Source organism: Actinomycetota bacterium (assembly GCA_030018275.1).
Lineage (GTDB): Bacteria > Actinomycetota > Aquicultoria > Subteraquimicrobiales > Subteraquimicrobiaceae > Subteraquimicrobium.
In genome coordinates this window covers 1-2,006 of record JASEGB010000034.1, presented here as the reverse complement: position 1 = coordinate 2,006, position 2,006 = coordinate 1, and the positions used below count along the sequence as shown (strand labels likewise).

Sequence of the window (2,006 nt, the reverse complement as noted above, 5' to 3'; positions counted from 1 at the left end):
CACAAAGGCTATCGTGACGAACAATGCTATGAATTTTCTCACCCTTACACCTCCTCCAATATATATCATAGACAATTATTCGACGGAAAATTCTGTTTCCCTGCCTACATCGCAAAAATTGTGAAAAAAATCACTTTATTTCTAAATCGGGTCGTGTCCAGTCTTATAAAATGCAGTGGATGTACAAAATTTGAGCGCCTGCGCTATAGTGAATTAAATGTGGGGGCGGGTCTTGTGCCCGCTAAATGAAAGAAAAATAGCGGGAGATGATCGCGCTACAAAATTTGAACATGGAGCAAGTCCTTTACCCCGCTCTCATAAAGGTTTCGTCCAAAATTGATTTTGCGGGGGACGAGCCCCCGCGCTACAAATGAATTATTGTGAAGAATTAAAAATAAAGCAGAGACCATTAGGTCCCTGCGCATTATATCTAAACCTGACTGCAGCGTGCCAAACTAACAGACCTAAAGGTCTGTTTCTACGGTGCGGTAGGAGTAATTACGGTAGCGATGCGGTGTTGTGGCAGTCGTTGCAGACATCGTCCAAGGCGGTACCATTAAATGTATCTTTGAGCATATCTCTACCCGTTCCGCCCTGGCTGTGAGGATAGCCACTTGACTGGTGGCACTGTTTGCAGGTCGGTCCGTTATTTACTCCATCGCCTGGGTTAACCACGGCGAAACCATCGGCTGTGGTGGACATGCCAGCGGTGTCGCAGTCGTGACCATATCTTGTGGCTCCTCCCACGGTCTTGGCAGCTGTGTGCAATCCATAGTTTGCGGAGTGGCAGTCGGAACACCATTGACTCTCATCGCCGGTGCCGGTCCAGTACAGAGCCTCACCTGGGTCTGGATCGTTCTTGAGTAGTTTACTACTTGTATAACCAGTAAGTGTCACCGTATTGTTGTTGTGTACCGAGTGACAATCAATGCAAGCAAAACTAGTAGTGCTCCAAGCCGTACCAGCATCGTCGGGAGCTGAACCACTATAACCCATAGTGTGACCTTCAGCGTTGGTGGTTACAATTTTACTTGTAATACCACCTGAACCATGACAGTAGTCGCATTCCGCCGCTTTAGAGCTAATGCGAAGCAATCTATAGCTTCCTTGAGCAAGGTGTACTGCATGACACGCCTTGCACTTGTTGGTGCTGTTTGAGTAGCTGCCATGTGGATTTGTTGCCGTAATCTCAGAATTGGTGAGATATCCTGATGCATATGCAATGCCCGACATGGCAAGTACAAAGGCTATTGTGACGAATAATGCTATGGATTTTCTCACCCTTGCACCCCCTTTCTACCTCTCATCTCATCAATTGAGTTCTGCAAAAAATTATGGCCAATTATCATTACCAATATCGGCATTTATTGCAGAAAAGATTAGGGTTAGTTGATAAAAGGTTCGAGGTTGGGGGTTGGAGGGGATGGGTTAAGTTTCTACGGCTTAGTGGGACCCTATGAGGGACAAATGTAGGGGTGGGGTTTATCCCCGCCCAAAATGCTTTTGCGGGGGACGAGCCCCCGCGCTACAAATGATTTAAAATAATAAAGCAGGACTATGCCCCCGCACATTATATACCTAAACTTGACTGCAGTTGTGCCAGACTAACAGACCTAAAGGTCTGTTTCTACGGTGCGGTAGGAGTAATTACGGTAGCGATGCGGTGTTGTGGCAGTCGTTGCAGACATCGTCCAGATAGTCGTTTGCCGTTGGTGGCTTCAAAGTTGCAGCGTCTTTCAGCATATCCCTGGAAGTATTTCCGCCCTGGCTGTGAGGATAGCCGCTTGACTGGTGGCACTCTTTGCAGGTCGGTCCGTTATTTACTCCATCGCCAGGGTTAACCACGGCGAAACCATCGGCTGTGGTGGACATGCCGGCAGTGTCGCAGTCGTGACCGTATCTTGTGGCTCCTCCCACAGTTTTGGCAGCGGTGTGCAATCCATAGTTTGCGGAATGGCAGTCGGAACACCATTGACTCTCATCACCTGTGCCGGTCCAGTACAGAG

Annotated in this window: 3 protein-coding genes; 1 reads left to right on the top strand and 2 read right to left on the bottom strand. The window is 48.1% G+C overall.

From position 1 onward, the window contains the following. Positions 1-249 (top strand): hypothetical protein (locus QMD66_07880; GenBank protein ID MDI6822740.1); only part of this gene is annotated, 249 nt, incomplete at its 5' end. Between the two features lie 249 nt (positions 250-498). Here QMD66_07880 and QMD66_07875 read toward each other — a convergent pair. Next, positions 499-1,281, bottom strand: coding sequence for a hypothetical protein (locus QMD66_07875; protein ID MDI6822739.1), 783 nt, complete (start codon positions 1,279-1,281; stop codon positions 499-501). 366 nt (positions 1,282-1,647) lie between these two features. After that, on the bottom strand, positions 1,648-2,006 hold a 359-nt coding region (locus QMD66_07870; GenBank protein ID MDI6822738.1), incomplete at its 5' end, for a hypothetical protein.